Below are 14,973 nucleotides of genomic sequence, written 5' to 3' on the forward strand. Positions count from 1 at the left end.
CAGGCGGGGGTTATGAGACGGCCGGGGCGGGCCGTGGGCTCAGCGGGCGCGCTTGTAGAAGGGCAGCGCGACGACCTCGACCGGCTCGTGCTTGCCGCGGACGTCCACCGCAACTGCCGTACCGGGCGCGGCGTGTGCGACGTCCACGTACGCGATGGCGATCGGCTTGCCCAGGGTGGGGGAGGGGGCGCCGGAGGTGATCCGCCCGATCACGGTGCCCTCGGCGTCGACCACCGAGTACTCGGCGCGCGGCACCCGCTTGCCCTCGGAGACCAGGCCGACCAGCTTGCGCGGCGCCTTGGACTCGGCCTCGGCGGCGGCCTGCTCCAGCGCCTTGCGGCCGACGAACTCGCCGCCGCCCGTGGTCTTGTCGAAGCGGACCACCCGGCCGAGCCCGGCGTCGAAGGGGGTCAGCTCGGTGGAGAGCTCGTGCCCGTACAGCGGCATGCCCGCCTCCAGGCGCAGGGTGTCCCGGCAGGACAGGCCGCACGGGACCAGGCCCTTGTCGGCACCGGCCGCGCTCAGCGCGTTCCACAGGTGCTCGGCGTCGCCGGGGGCGCAGAAGACCTCGAAGCCGTCCTCGCCGGTGTAACCGGTACGGGCCAGCCAGACCTGACGGTCGGCCACCGTGGCGGGCAGCAGCGCGTAGTACTTCAGACCCGGCAGGTCGGCGTCGGTGAGCGAGGCCAGGATGGCGTTCGCCTCCGGGCCCTGGACGGCGAGCAGCGCGTAGGCGTCCCGGTCGTCCCGGACCGCGGCGTCGAAGCCGGCCGCGCGCTCGGTGAGCGCGTCCAGCACCACCTGGGCGTTGGAGGCGTTGGCGACCACCATGTACTCGTCCTCCGCGGTGCGGTAGACGATCAGGTCGTCGAGGATGCCGCCGTCCTCGCGGCAGATCATGGTGTAGCGGGCGCGCAGCACGCCGAGCGCCGAGATGAAGCCGACCAGTGCGTGGTCGAGCAGCTCGCCGGCCTGCGGGCCGGAGACGGTGATCTCGCCCATGTGCGACAGGTCGAACAGGCCGGCCTTGGTGCGGACCGCGATGTGCTCCTCGCGCTCGCTGCCGTAGCGCAGCGGCATGTCCCAGCCGGCGAAGTCGGTCATGGTCGCACCGAGGGAGCGGTGCAGGGCGTCGAGCGCGGTGTGACGGAGGGACACGGCGGAACTCCTTGGCTGGGGCACTCAGGGGTTGACCTGCGTACGGGCACACGGGGGTGGAGTCTCCCCGTCTGTCGTCACAACCTGAGAGCTTCACCGCTAACCAAGGATGGCGGCTTGCACCGTGGGTGGGCGCACGGCGCGGCCGTGTCCACTTTCCAGATCTGCCTCGCCCGTGCGGTAGGGGTGCCTGAGAGATTCCGGGGAGGACTTGCTCCTTCGGCGCCGGCCCGTGCCCGTGCAGGGCACTCCGGACTCTCCCGCGCGGGTTCGAACGGCCAGTATGAAATTGGGCGCTGCGTATGAGCGCGCTCATCATGGCATGCCGGGTGGGCCGAGGGGGAGAGGGGTCGGACATCTCCTCCCCAGGTGGGGCGGGTTCACCCTTGCGGTACGGGGGCGCATCGGGGACGGACCGCCTCCCGCTACCCTTCTGGCAGCGGTGGAGACCGGGGCAGCACCCGGTCAGGTTGGAGGGGCAGGAGCCGATGAGCTACCCGGCTGGCGAGACGCAGGCATGGGCTGAGCCCGGTACGGCCCCGACGGGCGGCGGCTGGCCCGCCAACGAGCTGGAGCAGGTGCTCACCGCCGCGCTCGGCGAGCCCGGCGCGACCGCCAGGGTGGTCGAGGTGCTGGCCCGCAGCCAGGTGTGGATCCCGCTGCCGGCCGGTGCCGACCCGCAGGGCGCCTCGCTGGACCTGCCGACCATCGAGCTGGCCGGCGCGCCGTACGTCCCGGTCTTCTCCTCGCAGGAGGTGTTCCTGCAGCACGCCCCCGGGATGCCGTTCGCTGTCGCCCCGGTCTGGGAGTTCGCCCGCGGGCTGCCGCTGGGGGTCGGGATCGCGGTCAACCCTCAGGCCCCGGTGGGCATCCCGATCCCGCCCGAGGGGGTCGGCGAGCTGCGGCGCGGCCCGCAGGGTGACCGCTGGCAGGGGCAGCCGGACGGCGCCAAGGTGGCGCTGCGCGAACCCGAGCCGCACGAGGAGCCGTACGCCTTCCTGGCCGCGGCCGCCGCCGAACTCGCCACTCTGCCCGGGGTGCTGACGGCCCGTCGGGCCTGCGCCTCGGTGGAGGGGGACGCCCCGGCGCTGTTCGTCGGAGTGCAGTTCGACCCCGACCTGCTGACCGATCCGGCACAGGCCAACGAGGCGCTCGGCCGTGCGCTGGGAACCGCCCCGCTGCCGTACGGCGTCCACCTGGTGCTGCTCGACCTGGTCGCCGACCCGGTGGTGGAGTGGCTGCTCACCCGGGTGCAGCCGTTCTACGTCCGGGGCTGAGCTGGTGAGTAAGGGGCGGTGGTGTCAAGTCCGTCGGCGCCGCCCCATAGGCTGCTGCCCGGCAGCGGCGTACGGTCGGGTGAGCGGCCCGCTGTCCGAGTAGCGGCAGCGCGTGCCGACGGACGAGTACGGAGAGGGCCCGACGTGAGCGAGCAGGGCATCGGGGCACCCCGGACCAGGGGGCGGTGGACGCGTACGTCCGCCATGCCCGGAGCGCTCGCCCGGGGCACCCGGCCGGAGGCGGGGGCATGAACGGCACAGTGGCAGGCGGCGCACCGGGCTGGGGCCAGCCCCCGGCCGCACGTCCGGCGGCCGATCCGGCTGCCATCGAGCGTGCCCTGCGCGACGTCGCACCGGAGCGCTGGGAGGCGTACGAGAACCTGCTGCGCGCCCTGGCCGAGGGTCAGGTGTGGATGCTGCTGTGGCACGGCACGCCGGGCAGCCCCGACGCCCAGTACGGGAACATGGACATCGGCGGGCACGGCTACGCACCCGCCGTCACCTCGCCCGAGCAGTTGACCGCGAGCGGCTGGGCCCGCGGCCATGAGGTGATCTCCGGGCTGGAGGTCGCGAACGCGCTCTACCGGACCCGCTGGGGCCTGTGGCTCAATCCCCATGTGCCGGGCGGCGGCATCGGCGTCCCGTGGGCCGACCTGCGCCGGATCGCGGCCGGGCTGGACCGGCTGCCCGCGGGGCCGCTCCAGCTGGGCGAACCCCAGGTGCAGGCACCCCAGTTCTACGCGGTGCTGGAGCAGCAGGCCTCCGAGGTGCGCCCGCTGCGCTCGCTGCGCCGGGCCTGGGTGCAGCCGGCCCTCGGCGAACCGTACCTGGCGATCGGGCTGGACCTGTACGACACCTCGCCGCCCGCCGTCGAGGCCGCCCGGGCCCTGGTGCAGCGGGCGGCCGCCCATGCGCCAGAGGGGCTAGCGGTCTCCACCGTGCTGATGGCCGACGACTACGACCCGGTCGCGATGTGGCTGCGCGCCTGCGCCCGCCCGTTCTTCGACCGCGACGCCTGGCAGGGCCACCCGACCCGCTGACCGGGGAGACCCCCCGGAGGGAGGGCGACCGCGTGACCGGCCGCCCGCCGAGCCGCAATCCCGCCCGGGCGGCCCTGTGGGCGCCGGGTGGCCGCAGGGCTCGGACGGCGTGTCAGTTCGCATGCGTGTGGCATCTTACCGGCACTGCGCCAGGTGGCTGAAGGGCCTCATGCGGCCGGATTCACCGTGCATGCCCGCAGATCACAGCTTTGCATCCTTCGGCTGCCAGGGCTGGCGCAAGGTTGTCCGAATGACGGAGAGTCTGCGCAAGCAATGACGGCGCCCGCCCCACAAGGGCGACATCGCGCCGACTGCCTGACCCCGCGCGCTGTGCACGCTGCGCGGCAGCACTTCGGCATGTCCTGCTCCGAATGCAACTCCCGCACCACTTGGCACTGTTCGCACTTCCACCGCGCGCCCGACGTCCGGCGCGATGTCAAGTGCACCCGTGAACAATCACTTCTTCACTGCCGCACCCGGGCACCACCGCACCGACGCACCCGCACCACACCGCAAATGTCGCGACAACCGGACCGTCCTCGGCCCGGGCCCTGACCGGGTCCGGTCACTCCGGGTACGGCCAGGACCGTGGGCCGGCCACCGTCGGCGAGGGGAACGAACTGACACATGACCACACCCACCGAGACCACCGGGTCCGCCCCTGAAGCCGGACCCGCCGAGGCCCCGTCGAAGCAGATCGAGGGCCGCTCACCGGGCCGGATCGCCTGGAGCCGGTTGAAACGCGACAAGATAGCCATGGCCGGCGGCATAGTGGTGATCCTGCTGATCCTGGCGGCGATCCTCGCGCCGGTACTGACCTCGCTGTTCGGCCATCCGGCGGACCAGCCGCATCCGGACCAGATCAACGCGGACACCGGCCTTCCCAAGCACCCCTTCGGCGGGATCAGCGGCGACTTTCTGCTGGGCGTCGACCCGGTCTTCGGCCGTGACGTCTTCAGCCGCATCGTTCACGGCGCCCAGATCTCGCTCACCGTGGCCTTCCTCTCCGCCGGCGTCTCGGTGGTGATCGGTGTACTGATGGGCGTCGCCGCCGGCTACTTCGGCGGCTGGGTGGACGCGGCGATCAGCCGGGTGATGGACGTCCTGCTGGCCTTCCCCCAACTGCTCTTCAGTATCGCGCTGGTGTCCGTGATGCCCGACAGACTGCTCGGGCTGAGCGGAACCGGCGTCCGAATGGCGATTCTGGTCCTGGTGATCGGCTTCTTCGGCTGGCCCTACATCGGACGCATCGTCCGCGGTCAGGCGCTGTCGATGCGCGAACGCGAATTCGTGGACGCGGCTCGCAGCCTCGGCGCCGGCAGTGGTCACATCCTGCTGCGCGAGCTGCTCCCGAACCTGGTGGCGCCGGTCCTGGTCTATGCGACCCTGATCATCCCCACCAACATCCTGAGCGAAGCGGCACTCAGCTTCCTCGGCGCCGGCGTCAAGCCGCCGACGCCCTCCTGGGGACAGATGCTCTCCGACGCCACCAAGATCTACCAGGTCGATCCCACCTACATGGTGATCCCGGGCCTCGCGATCTTCATCACCGTGCTCGCCTTCAACCTCTTCGGTGACGGGCTGCGCGACGCGCTCGACCCCAAGGGCAACTGAGCCCGCTGCACCACCCCAACTCCCAAGGCCGGCCGGCCGTTTCCGGCCACTGCCCGACTCGGGTGCCCCACAGCCCTCGGCGGACCGCTCAGGCCCGCGCATCTTCAGGAGGATCCGTACTCATGAAGCGAAACCGGACGCTCGCCGCCGCCGCCCTGGTGGCCACGCTGGCCCTCACCACCTCAGCCTGCGGCGGCTCGAAGGGCGGTGGTACCTCCGGTGCCTCCGGCACCTCCGGCGCCGGCTTCAACGCCGCCGTGGACAAGGTGGTCAACCCCTCTGACAAGAAGGGCGGCACCCTCAACCTCTGGACCAGCACCGACGCCGACTCCTGGGATCCGGGCCGCGCCTACTACGCCTCGGTCTGGAACATGGAGCGCTTCTACACCCGGACCCTGCTGTCCTTCGACGCCAAGCCGGGCAAGGACGGCCTGAAGCTGGTGCCGGACCTGGCCAGCGCGCAGCCCGAGATCTCCAGCGACGGCAAGACCTACACCTTCAAGATGAAGAGCGGCCTGAAGTTCGAGGACGGCTCCCCGATCACCTCGAAGGACATCAAGTACGGCATCGAGCGGCCGTTCGCCGCCGACGTGGTCGCCGGCGGCCCGACATACCTGATCAACGACCTGGACCAGGGCCAGAACTACAAGGGTCCCTACACCGACTCCGACCCCAACAAGCTGGGTCTGAAGTCGGTCGAGACCCCGGACGACACCACCATCGTCTTCCACCTGGCCAAGCCGGACTCCTCGTTCCCGTACCTGCTCGCGATGGGCCCCGCCGCGCCCGTGCCGCAGAAGCTGGACACCGGTGCCAAGTACGGTGACCACCCGGTCTCCTCGGGCCCGTACAAGTTCAAGTCGATCGAGCCCGGCAAGGGCATCGAGCTGGTCCGCAACGAGAACTGGGACCCGGCCAGCGACCCGTACCGCAAGGCGCTGCCGGACGTGGTCAAGCTGACCGTCACCACCAACTCGGACGACATGGACGCCCGGCTGCTCAACGGCACCGCGGACATCGACTACTCCCAGACCGGTCTCTCCCAGGCCGCCCAGGCCAAGGTCCTCGCGGACCCGAGTCTGAAGGCCAACACGGACGACCCGTTCACCGGCTTCATCCGCTTCATCTCGATCATCCCGAAGGTCGCGCCGTTCGACAACATCCACTGCCGCAAGGCCGTGATGTACGCCGCCGACACCACCGCGCTGCAGACCGCCCGCGGTGGTTCCTACGCCGGTGCGATCTCCGGGAACATGCTGCCGCCCAACATCGCCGGCTACGACAACTACGACCCGTACGGCCTGACCCAGGGCAAGCCGCAGCTCGACAAGGCCAAGGAGGAGCTGAAGGCCTGCGGCAAGCCGGACGGCTTCACCACCACCATCGCGGTCCGTGGCAACAAGGACAAGGAAGTCAACACCGCCGTCGCCCTGCAGACCGCGCTGAAGGCCATCAACGTCACGGTCAACGTGGACCAGTACGACGGCAAGCTGTACCAGTCCGTGATCGGCGCGCCCGACGTGGTCCACCAGAAGGGCTACGGCCTGATCGTGATGGGCTGGGGTGCCGACTTCCCGAACGGCGCCGGCTTCCTGCAGCCGCAGGCCGACGGCCGGTTCATCACCAAGACGGGCAACGCCAACTACCCCGAGACCGACGACCCGCAGATCAACGCCTGGTTCGACCAGGCGGCGGCCGAGCAGGACCCGGCCAAGGCCGCGGAGATCTACAAGCAGATCAACCACAAGATCACGGACAACGCGACCTGGCTGCCGATCGTGGACGACAAGGCGCTGAACTACCGCAACCCGCGCCTGACCAACGTCTACTTCAACGACGCCCTGCAGGAAGTGGACTTCCAGGCCCTCGGCGTCTCCGACGGCAAGTGATCCGCACCGCCCGCGTCCCTAGTTCGCTCCGCTAGTCCGAAGGGCAGGTGAAGGCTCCGTCCGGGCCGGCCGGCACCCCTACCGGGGTCCGTCGGCCGGTCCCGGCGGCGCCGACCGCAGTGCTCGTGTATTTCATCCGACGGCTGGTCAACGTCGTCGTCATGCTGCTGGTGGTCTCTGCGGTCACCTTCGGCATCTTCTTCATGGTGCCCAAGCTCACCGGCAGTGACCCCGCGCTGCTGTACGTCGGCAAGATCGCCGACAAGGCCGCGGTCGAAGGCATCCGCCACAAGATGGGCCTCGACAAGTCGATCCCGGAGCAGTACTTCCTGTTCCTGAAGGGCCTGTTCGTCGGCCGCGACTACAGCACCGGTGTCGACGTCACCCACTGCGCCGCTCCGTGCTTCGGGTACTCCTTCAAGACCGAGCAGGCGGTCTGGCCGCTGCTGCTCGACCGACTGGGCGTCACCGCCTCGCTCGCGGCCGGTGCCTCCGTCATCTGGCTGGTCTTCGGCACCGCCACGGGTGTGGTCTCCGCCCTGCGCCGCCGCACCATGCTGGACCGCATCACCATGACCACCGCGCTCGCCGGCGTCTCGCTGCCGATCTACTTCACCGGCATGCTGGCCAGTGCGATCTTCGTGTACCAGCTCGGCTGGTTCCCGCACGACTACGTCAACCTCGGCGACGACCCGGTCGCCTGGTTCCAGAACCTGGTCCTGCCCTGGATCACCCTCGCCTTCCTGTACGCGGCGACCTACGCCCGGCTCACCCGGGCCACCCTCCTCGAGGTGCTCGGCGAGGACTACATCCGTACCGCCAGGGCCAAGGGCCTGAACGAGCGGACGGTGATCGGCAAGCACGCCCTGCGCTCCACCCTCACCCCGATCCTCACCATCTTCGGCATGGACCTCGGCGCCCTGATCGGCGGCGCGGTGCTCACCGAGTCCACCTTCAACTTCCGTGGTCTGGGCTACGAGGCGGTCGCGGCGATCAGCGCCAGCGACCTGCCGGTGATCATGGGTGTGACGCTCTTCGCCGGCTTCTTCATCATCCTGGCCAACCTGCTGGTTGACGTCCTGTACGCCGTTGTCGATCCCCGGGTGAGGCTGGCATGAGCAAGACCGAGAAGACCCCCGCGCCCGCCCCGGAGCAGACCGTGGGGGAGCGGCCCTTCCTCTCCGTGCGCGACCTGCGGGTGCACTTCCCCACCGACGACGGCCTGGTCAAGTCCGTCGACGGTCTGAACTTCGACCTGGAGAAGGGCAGGACGCTCGGCATCGTCGGCGAGTCCGGCTCCGGTAAGTCCGTCACCTCGCTCTCGATCATGGGCCTGCACCGCACCGGCACCAAGCGTGGCGCCCCCCGGATCAGCGGCGAGGTCTGGCTGGACGGCGAGGAGTTGGTCGGCGCCGCCCCCGACCGGGTCCGGCAGCTGCGCGGCCAGAAGATGGCCATGGTCTTCCAGGACCCGCTGACCGCGATGCACCCGTACTACACGGTCGGCGCCCAGATCATCGAGGGCTACCGGGCGCACCACCCCGGTGTCGGCAAGAAGGACGCCCGCAAGCGGGCCGTCGAGATGCTGGACCGGGTGGGAATCCCCCAGCCGGACAAGCGGGTCGACGCCTATCCGCACGAGTTCTCCGGCGGTATGCGCCAGCGCGCGATGATCGCCATGGCGCTGGTCAACGACCCCTCGCTGCTGATCGCCGACGAGCCGACCACTGCCCTGGACGTCACCGTGCAGGCGCAGATCCTGGACCTGATCCGGGACCTGCAGCAGGAGTTCGGCTCCGCCGTCATCATCATCACCCACGACCTCGGCGTGGTCGCGGAGCTGGCCGACGACATCCTGGTGATGTACGGCGGCAAGTCGGTCGAGCGGGGTCCGGCCGCCACCGTCTTCGAGTCGCCCGAACACCCCTACACCTGGGGCCTGCTGGGTTCGATGCCCCGGCTCGACCGTGAACTGCAGGACCGGCTGGTCCCGGTCAAGGGCACTCCACCCAGCCTGATCAACGTGCCGTCCGGCTGCGCCTTCCACCCGCGCTGCCCGTACGCGGAACTGACCGGCGGCAGGTCGAGGAGCGAACTTCCGCCGCTGGCCGAGGCCGCGCCCGGGCACCTCGCCGCCTGCCACCTGCCCGCCGAAGAACGGCACCGGATCTTCGCCGAAGAGATCGCGCCCCGGCTGTGAGTCGGCACCACCCCTCAGGAGAAGCACCCATGACGGACAGTCAGAGCGCGACTGCCACCGCGCCCGCGCCGGCCTCCGATCGCGAGCCGCTGCTCAAGGTGGCGGGCCTGACCAAGCACTTCCCGATCACCAAGGGCCTGCTGCGGCGCCAGAGCGGCGCGGTGCGGGCCGTGGACGGGATCGACTTCACCGTGAACGCCGGGGAGACCCTCGGCGTGGTCGGCGAGTCCGGCTGCGGCAAGTCCACCATGGGCCGACTGGTCACCCGCCTCGCCGAACCGACCGGCGGGACCATCGAGTTCGAGGGCACGGACATCACCCACCTCGGGGTGAGCGCGATGCGTCCGCTGCGCCGCGACATCCAGATGATCTTCCAGGACCCGTACTCCTCGCTGAACCCCCGGCACACCGTCGGCACCATCGTCGGCGCGCCGTTCCGGCTCCAGAAGGTGGAGACCGAGCACGGGGTGAAGCGGGCCGTACAGGACCTGCTGGAACTCTGCGGCCTCAGCCCCGAGCACTACAACCGCTACCCGCACGAGTTCTCCGGCGGCCAGCGCCAGCGCATCGGCATCGCCCGGGCGCTCGCCCTCAGGCCCAAGATGATCGTCGCGGACGAGCCGGTCTCCGCCCTGGACGTCTCCATCCAGGCCCAGGTGGTCAACCTGCTGGACGACCTCCAGCGGGAGCTCGGCCTGACCTACCTGATCATCGCCCACGACCTCTCGGTGGTCCGGCACGTCTCGGACCGGGTCGCGGTGATGTACCTGGGCAAGATCGTCGAGATCGCCGACCGGGACTCGCTGTACCGGGCGCCGATGCACCCGTACACCAACGCCCTGATGTCCGCCGTCCCGGTGCCCGATCCGCGCCGCAAGGAGCGCCGCGAGCGCATCCTGCTCACCGGCGACGTCCCCTCGCCGATCAACCCGCCCAGCGGCTGCCGCTTCCGCACCCGCTGCTGGAAGGCCCAGGACGTCTGCGCGAGCCAGGAACCACAGCTGGTGGCGGCGAAGACCGGGCACCAGGTGGCCTGCCACTTCCCGGAGAACCCGCCCGAGTAAGGGGCCGGGGGGTGCCGGTCGGGTGCCGCCCAGGGGCACGGGGAGCCGCGCGAGGGTGCCCCTGGCCCCTGGCCCCTGGCCCCTGGCCCCTGGAACCGGGTGCCGGCCGCTGCCCCGGGCGCCCCGGTCGAGAGCGTGTGCGAGAACAGGTCCCGGCCCAGGTAAGAATTGACGGTGACCTCGCAGCTCTTCCCGCCCGGTGTCCAGCAGACGCTGGACCTCGTCGGCATCTTCGTCTTCGCCCTGTCCGGCGGCCTGCTGGCCGTTCGCAAGAACATGGACATCTTCGGCATCTGTGTGCTCGCCGAGGCGACCGCACTGGGTGGCGGGGTCATGCGCGACCTGGTGATCGGGGCCACGCCGGTGGTCGCGTTCACCAATCTCGGGTACTTCGTGACCCCGCTGGTGGCCGGTCTGGTGGTGTTCTTCCTGCACCCCGAGGTGGAGCGGATCAACCGCAGTGTGCAGACCCTGGACGCGCTGGGCCTCGGCCTGTTCTGCGTCACCGGCACCGCCAAGGCGCACGACTACGGCCTGGGCTCGGTCGCCGCGGTGGCCCTGGGCATGCTGACCGCGGCCGGGGGCGGCGTGATCCGGGACGTCCTGGCCACCGAGACGCCCTCGCTGCTGCGCTGGGACCGCGAGATCTACGCGGTGCCCGCGCTGGTCGGCGCCGCGCTGGTGGCGATCTTGATATCGATCGGGCGGCTGAGCACCGCCACCGCCTCGGCCGCCGCGCTGACCGCCTTCGGCCTGCGGATGCTGGCGCTCAAGTACGGCTGGCGCGCGCCGCGCGCCTGGCACCGCAACGGTTCTCGCACCAGCGAGGAGTAGGCGAGCCGCCGTACGCCAGCGAGATCGCCTCGGCCGTGCAGAGCAGCTCGGGGAGCAGGCTGCTCAGTTCGCCGGTCGGGGCCGGCCGGACCGGCGCCAGGACGGCGCAGGCCGCGACCGCCCGGCCCTCGGTGCCGACGACCGGGGCGGCCAGGCAGTCGACCGCCTCCCGGTGCCCGCCCCGGTCCAGCGCCCACCCCCGGCGCCGGACCGCGGCCAGCTCGCTCCGGAGCTCCCCGACGGAGCGGATGCCGCCCAGGGGATGCTCGGGAAGGTCCACGACTTCGAGATAGGCCGTCAGCTGGTCCTCCGGCAGGTCGGCCAGTAGCACCCTGCCGACCGCCGTGGACACCGCGGGTACCCGGCGGCCGATCCGCCCGGTCGGGCCGGGCCAGGAGCAGGGGAGCCCGGGACGGCGGCTCTCCACCGTGTCCAGGTAGAGCACCTCGCCCTCCTCCAGCACCGCCAACTGCACGGTGTGCCCGTACCGCTCGTTGAGCGCGGCCAGGTAGGGCGCCGCGACCTGGCGGACGTCGATCCCCTCCAGCGCCTGCCGGGCCAGCGCGAACATCCGGCCGCCGAGCCGGTAGCGGTGGTCCGCCTGGCGGTGCACCAGGCCGTGCTCCTGCAGGGTGCGCAGCAGACGCAGCGCCGTCGATCTGTGGACTCCGATCCGGGCCGCCGCCTGCTCCAGCGAGGCGGGCCCGTCGCCGAGCGAGGCGAGGATCGTCAGCGCCCGGTCGACCGTCTGAGACATTCCGCCCACCCCTCAGTGCCCCTGGCAGTGGGCAGGAGGCTAACGGCGCGTTCCCGGGCGTGCAATGGTCAAATCGCCTCCGGCGCGCGGGCGTCGGGATCAAGGCTGCGGGGATGCCCCTACACTGGACAGCGCTATGCCATATCTCGACCACGCAGCCACCACCCCGATGCTGCCCGAGGCGATCGCCGCCATGAGCGCACACCTCGGGGTCGTCGGCAATGCGTCCTCGCTGCACGCCGCCGGTCGCCGGGCCAGGCGGGTGGTGGAGGAGTCCCGTGAGTCGCTGGCGCTGTCGCTGGGTGCGCGGCCGAGCGAGATCGTCCTCACCGCGGGCGGTACCGAATCGGACAACCTCGCGGTCAAGGGCCTGTACTGGGCCCGGCGGGACGCCGATCCGGCGCGGCGCCGGGTGCTGTGCAGCCCGGTGGAGCACCACGCGGTGCTGGACGCGGTGCACTGGCTCTCCGAGCACGAGGGCGCGCAGGTCGAGTACCTGCCGGTCGACCCCTACGGGCGGGTGCACCCCGAGGCGCTGCGCGAGGCGATCGAGCGCGACCCGGCGTCGGTGGCGCTGATCACCGTGATGTGGGCCAACAACGAGGTCGGCACCATCCAGCCGATCACCGAACTCACCGGCGTCGCCCGCGAGTTCGGCATCCCGATGCACGCCGACGCGGTGCAGGCGCTGGGCCAGGTCCCGGTCTCCTTCGCCGAGTCCGGGCTGGACGCGCTGACCGTCACCGGGCACAAGATCGGCGGCCCGTACGGGGTCGGCGCGCTGCTGCTGTCCCGCAGCGCAACTCCGGTGCCGCTGCTGCACGGTGGCGGCCAGGAGCGCGACGTCCGCTCCGGCACGCTGGACGTCCCCGCCGCCGCCGGCTTCGCCGCCGCCGCGGCCATCGCGGTGGAACGGCGGGAGGAGCACGCGGAGTTCGTCGCGGGCCTGCGGGACGAACTGATCGCGGGCGTGCACGCCGCCGTACCCGACGCCGTCCTCAACGGGGACCCGAGTGCCCGGGGGCGGCTGGCCGCCAACGCGCACTTCTCCTTCCCCGGCTGCGAGGGCGACGCGCTGCTGATGCTGCTGGACGCCCAGGGCATCGAGTGCTCCACCGGCTCCGCCTGCTCGGCCGGGGTGCCGCAGCCGAGCCACGTCCTGCTGGCGATGGGGGCCGAGCCGCTGCTGGCGCGGGCCTCGCTCCGGTTCTCGCTCGGCCACACCTCGACCCGGGACGACGTCACGGCGCTGCTCGGCGCGATCGAGCCGGCCGTCCGGCGCTCCCGCAACGCCGGTCTGGCGGCCGCGGCGCGGCGCTGACGCGCCCCTGGGAAGCTCCCCCCGAGCTTCCACCGCGCGTCCGTACGCGCGCGAGCACGTACGCTTGGGTGCATCATGACTGAGTTCCCTGGCGCCCCCACTGGTCCCAATGACGGCCGTCGACTGCGTGTGCTGGCCGCGATGTCCGGCGGGGTGGACTCCGCCGTCGCCGCCGCCCGAGCCGCCGAGGCGGGGCACGAGGTGACCGGGGTGCACCTGGCGCTCTCGTCGAACCCGCAGTCGTTCCGGACCGGCGCCCGCGGCTGCTGCACCATCGAGGACTCCCGCGACGCGCGCCGCGCGGCCGACGTGATCGGCATCCCGTTCTACGTCTGGGACCTCGCCGAGCGCTTCCGCGAGGACGTGATCGACGACTTCGTCGCCGAGTACGCCGCGGGCCGTACCCCGAACCCCTGCCTGCGCTGCAACGAGAAGATCAAGTTCGCCGCGCTGCTGGACAAGGCGATCGCGCTGGGCTTCGACGCGGTCTGCACGGGCCACTACGCCAGGATCGTCGACCTCCCCTCCGGCGAGCGGGAGTTGCACCGCGCGGTGGACATGGCCAAGGACCAGTCGTACGTCCTCGGCGTGCTCACCGCCGACCAGCTCGCCCACTCGCTGTTCCCGCTCGGCGACACCACCAAGGACGTGATCCGCGAGGAGGCGGAGCGCCGCGGTCTGGCGGTGGCCAAGAAGCCGGACAGCCACGACATCTGCTTCATCGCGGACGGCGACACCCAGGGCTTCCTGGCCCGCCACCTCGGCACCGCCAAGGGCGACATCGTCGACACCGACGGCACCAAGCTCGGCGAGCACGACGGCGCGTACGGGTTCACCATCGGGCAGCGCAAGGGCCTGCGGATCGGCCGCCCGGCCGCCGACGGCAAGCCGCGCTACGTGCTGGACATCTCGCCGGTGAACAACACCGTCACGGTCGGCCCGGCCGAGGGGCTGGACGTGCTGGCGCTGACCGCGATCAAGCCGCGCTGGTGCGGGGCCGAGCCGGTCGGCGCGGGTGAGTACACCGCGCAGCTGCGCGCCCACGGCGAGGAGGTCCCGGTGACCGCCGAGATGACCGGCGGCGAGCTGCGCGTCCGCCTCGCCGCCCCGGCGCGGGGGATCGCGCCCGGCCAGGCCGTGGTGCTCTACGACGGCACCCGGGTGGTCGGCTCGGCCACCATCGCCACCACCGAGCGGCGCCCCGCCGGCGTGTGACACGCCGCCGCCGGGTACGGGACGAAACCCCCGTGCCCGGCGGGTCCGCGAGGTGGTACACCTGGTGACCACTATGAACATCACTGTCTTCTGTTCCGCGTACTCCCTCGACGAGCGCTACACCGCCCCGGCCGCCGAGTTCGCCCGGCTGCTCGGTGAGCACGGCCACACCCTGGTCTGGGGCGGCTCGCACGCCGGGCTGATGGGGCTGCTCGCCGACGGCGTCAAGGAGGCCGGCGGCCGGCTGGTCGGGATCTCGGTCCAGCTGCTCGCGCACAAGACCTACGAGGGCGCCGACGAGCTGGTGATGACGCGCGATCTCGCCGAACGCAAGGCCCGGTTGCTGGAGCGGGCGGACGCCGTGGTGGTGCTGGTCGGCGGCCTCGGCACGCTGGACGAGGTCACCGAGGTGCTGGAGCTGAAGAAGCACGCCCTGCACGACAAGCCGGTCGTGGTGCTCGACACCGAGGGCTTCTACCAGGGGCTGCGCACCCAGCTGGAGCGGATGGATTCCGAGGGCTTCCTGCCCCGCCCGCTCGCCGAGCTGATCCACTTCGCCGCCGATCCGGCCGAGGCCCTGGCCCACCTCGAAGCCTGACCTCCC

13 protein-coding genes and 1 riboswitch are annotated in these 14,973 nt (G+C 71.4%); of the genes, 11 read left to right on the forward strand and 2 right to left on the reverse strand.

Annotated features, from left to right (window positions below):
• Window positions 1–39: 39 nt before the first annotated feature.
• On the reverse strand, window positions 40–1,158 hold the full coding sequence (gcvT, locus tag ABD369_RS32090) for a glycine cleavage system aminomethyltransferase GcvT (protein WP_344640121.1): 1,119 nt from the start codon (window positions 1,156–1,158) through the stop codon (window positions 40–42).
• Window positions 1,159–1,326: 168 nt separating this feature from the next.
• Window positions 1,327–1,431: riboswitch (glycine riboswitch) on the reverse strand.
• Window positions 1,432–1,646: 215 nt separating this feature from the next.
• Between gcvT and ABD369_RS32095 the strand changes: the two genes are divergently transcribed.
• The 8 genes from ABD369_RS32095 to ABD369_RS32130 all read left to right on the forward strand — a co-directional run bounded on the left by ABD369_RS32095 (window position 1,647) and on the right by ABD369_RS32130 (window position 11,076).
• Complete coding sequence (locus ABD369_RS32095) at window positions 1,647–2,435, forward strand: enhanced serine sensitivity protein SseB C-terminal domain-containing protein (protein WP_344640122.1); 789 nt, start codon at window positions 1,647–1,649, stop codon at window positions 2,433–2,435.
• A 248-nt stretch (window positions 2,436–2,683) separates the two neighbouring features.
• Window positions 2,684–3,475, forward strand: coding sequence for an enhanced serine sensitivity protein SseB C-terminal domain-containing protein (locus ABD369_RS32100; protein ID WP_344640123.1), 792 nt, complete (start codon window positions 2,684–2,686; stop codon window positions 3,473–3,475).
• A 627-nt stretch (window positions 3,476–4,102) separates the two neighbouring features.
• A complete protein-coding gene (locus ABD369_RS32105) occupies window positions 4,103–5,089 on the forward strand; it encodes an ABC transporter permease (RefSeq protein WP_344640124.1) in 987 nt (328 codons plus the stop codon).
• Between the two features lie 122 nt (window positions 5,090–5,211).
• Window positions 5,212–6,978, forward strand: coding sequence for an ABC transporter substrate-binding protein (locus tag ABD369_RS32110; RefSeq protein ID WP_344640125.1), 1,767 nt, complete (start codon window positions 5,212–5,214; stop codon window positions 6,976–6,978).
• A gap of 119 nt (window positions 6,979–7,097) precedes the next feature.
• Entirely contained in the window at window positions 7,098–8,096 is a 999-nt protein-coding gene (locus tag ABD369_RS32115) for an ABC transporter permease (protein WP_344640126.1), read from the forward strand.
• Window positions 8,093–9,178 carry an ABC transporter ATP-binding protein gene (locus tag ABD369_RS32120; RefSeq protein WP_344640127.1) on the forward strand — a complete coding sequence of 362 codons (1,086 nt, stop codon included), beginning with the start codon at window positions 8,093–8,095 and terminating at the stop codon, window positions 9,176–9,178. Before ABD369_RS32115 ends, ABD369_RS32120 begins: the two co-directional genes overlap by 4 nt.
• Before the next feature lie 29 nt (window positions 9,179–9,207).
• On the forward strand, window positions 9,208–10,242 hold the full coding sequence (locus ABD369_RS32125) for an ABC transporter ATP-binding protein (RefSeq protein ID WP_344640128.1): 1,035 nt from the start codon (window positions 9,208–9,210) through the stop codon (window positions 10,240–10,242).
• Between the two features lie 174 nt (window positions 10,243–10,416).
• Window positions 10,417–11,076: a trimeric intracellular cation channel family protein gene (locus ABD369_RS32130; RefSeq protein WP_344640129.1), complete on the forward strand. Its 660-nt coding sequence runs from the start codon at window positions 10,417–10,419 to the stop codon at window positions 11,074–11,076.
• Here ABD369_RS32130 and ABD369_RS32135 read toward each other — a convergent pair.
• Window positions 11,012–11,833: an IclR family transcriptional regulator gene (locus tag ABD369_RS32135; protein WP_344640130.1), complete on the reverse strand. Its 822-nt coding sequence runs from the start codon at window positions 11,831–11,833 to the stop codon at window positions 11,012–11,014. The genes ABD369_RS32130 and ABD369_RS32135 overlap by 65 nt on opposite strands.
• 136 nt (window positions 11,834–11,969) lie before the next feature.
• Here ABD369_RS32135 and ABD369_RS32140 point away from each other — a divergent pair, with 136 nt between their 5' ends.
• The 3 genes from ABD369_RS32140 (at window position 11,970) to ABD369_RS32150 (ending at window position 14,967) form a co-directional block, all read left to right on the forward strand.
• Window positions 11,970–13,154, forward strand: coding sequence for a cysteine desulfurase family protein (locus ABD369_RS32140; RefSeq protein WP_344640131.1), 1,185 nt, complete (start codon window positions 11,970–11,972; stop codon window positions 13,152–13,154).
• Between the two features lie 75 nt (window positions 13,155–13,229).
• Window positions 13,230–14,369 carry a tRNA 2-thiouridine(34) synthase MnmA gene (mnmA, locus tag ABD369_RS32145; protein WP_344640132.1) on the forward strand — a complete coding sequence of 380 codons (1,140 nt, stop codon included), beginning with the start codon at window positions 13,230–13,232 and terminating at the stop codon, window positions 14,367–14,369.
• A 73-nt stretch (window positions 14,370–14,442) separates the two neighbouring features.
• Complete coding sequence (locus ABD369_RS32150; protein ID WP_344640157.1) at window positions 14,443–14,967, forward strand: LOG family protein; 525 nt, start codon at window positions 14,443–14,445, stop codon at window positions 14,965–14,967.
• Window positions 14,968–14,973: the final 6 nt, after the last annotated feature.

It is taken from the genome of Kitasatospora cystarginea, assembly GCF_039533515.1.
In the GTDB taxonomy this organism is placed as follows: domain Bacteria; phylum Actinomycetota; class Actinomycetes; order Streptomycetales; family Streptomycetaceae; genus Kitasatospora; species Kitasatospora cystarginea.

Bases quoted from the DNA above. Each gene is read 5' to 3' on its own strand.
- ABD369_RS32095 (WP_344640122.1), top strand. From the start codon at position 1,647: ATGAGCTACCCGGCTGGCGAGACGCAGGCATGGGCTGAGCCCGGTACG.
- ABD369_RS32100 (WP_344640123.1), top strand. From the start codon at position 2,684: ATGAACGGCACAGTGGCAGGCGGCGCACCGGGCTGGGGCCAGCCCCCG.
- ABD369_RS32105 (WP_344640124.1), top strand. From the start codon at position 4,103: ATGACCACACCCACCGAGACCACCGGGTCCGCCCCTGAAGCCGGACCC.
- ABD369_RS32110 (WP_344640125.1), top strand. From the start codon at position 5,212: ATGAAGCGAAACCGGACGCTCGCCGCCGCCGCCCTGGTGGCCACGCTG.
- ABD369_RS32120 (WP_344640127.1), top strand. From the start codon at position 8,093: ATGAGCAAGACCGAGAAGACCCCCGCGCCCGCCCCGGAGCAGACCGTG.
- ABD369_RS32125 (WP_344640128.1), top strand. From the start codon at position 9,208: ATGACGGACAGTCAGAGCGCGACTGCCACCGCGCCCGCGCCGGCCTCC.
- ABD369_RS32135 (WP_344640130.1), bottom strand. From the start codon at position 11,833: ATGTCTCAGACGGTCGACCGGGCGCTGACGATCCTCGCCTCGCTCGGC.
- ABD369_RS32140 (WP_344640131.1), top strand. From the start codon at position 11,970: ATGCCATATCTCGACCACGCAGCCACCACCCCGATGCTGCCCGAGGCG.
- mnmA (WP_344640132.1), top strand. From the start codon at position 13,230: ATGACTGAGTTCCCTGGCGCCCCCACTGGTCCCAATGACGGCCGTCGA.
- ABD369_RS32150 (WP_344640157.1), top strand. From the start codon at position 14,443: ATGAACATCACTGTCTTCTGTTCCGCGTACTCCCTCGACGAGCGCTAC.